At 63.1% G+C, this 969-nt stretch carries 1 protein-coding gene; it reads right to left on the reverse strand.

Translation table 11 applies throughout. The annotated features are described in order from the left end of the window. Positions 1-546 (reverse strand): GGDEF domain-containing response regulator (locus J0A65_RS24135; RefSeq protein WP_206596805.1); only part of this gene is annotated, 546 nt, incomplete at its 3' end. Positions 547-969: the final 423 nt, after the last annotated feature.

The following is a 969-nucleotide window of genomic DNA, read 5'->3' on the forward strand; positions in this document are numbered from 1 at the left end:
GTTGATGCCCTTGAAGTTGTCCAGATCCAGCAACAGCAGTGCAAGACGGCTGCCGCTGCGCCGCGCTTTCTGCAGCATCTGCTCGGCGCGGTCACGCAGCAGCATGCGATTGGGCAGGTTGGTCAGCGCATCGAAGTAGGCCAGCCGCTTGGCTTCGGTCCGCAGGTTGAGGTGCGCACGGACATGGGCGCGTACCACGGGAATGCTCAGCGGTTTCTGGATGAAGTCGATGGCGCCTTGCTCCAGCGCCGCCACTTCATTCTCCGTCTGGGTGTGTGCGGTGACGAACAGGATGGCTGCATCGCACAGCTTGGCGTCGGCCTTGATCAGGCGGCACAGCTCGAAACCGCTCATGCCGGGCATCTCGATATCCAGCAGGATCACGTCTGGCCGGCAGAACCGTGCGATCTCCAGCGCCATGCGCCCATCATGGGCGATATGCACCTGTGCCAGCTCGTTGACCGCCGCTTGCAGGATCTGCAGGTCGCTGGACTGGTCATCGACGATGAGAATGACGGGAGATGGGTCGAACCTGTTTTCAGACATGCCATAGCTCCGGAACTCCGCTTTCCTGAGGGTGAGACTAGACCAGTTCATGACATGTGCAGGCCGTTTGCGCCGTGGTTCATGGCAGATAGTCAGCCGGTGCAGGGAGGGCCCGACGCTGGCGGTGCCGCGGCGGATTGGCTGCTCCGTGGCAACTGCGAGATTCAGGGCGTTTGGCGTCGGATTGGCCAGGTTTTGGCGAGGGGCGACGCGCCCAGGCAAGAGGGCTGCGCTGGGGGCGGAAATCGGATGGGCGGTCGCGCCGTGGGTGGCTGTTACCTGGCGCGGTAGGGCCCGAGGTATCGGTTCAGGGCCGACAAGGGCGCTGCGAAGCGGGAAGGCTGCTGCCGTTTTTCACGAAAACGGCAGCAGTCTCGGATCATCCTTGTGGCTGTGCCTCTTCCAGCGATCTGCGGTAGGCGT

This window comes from Bowmanella yangjiangensis (assembly GCF_017255015.1).
GTDB lineage: Bacteria > Pseudomonadota > Gammaproteobacteria > Enterobacterales > Alteromonadaceae > Bowmanella > Bowmanella yangjiangensis.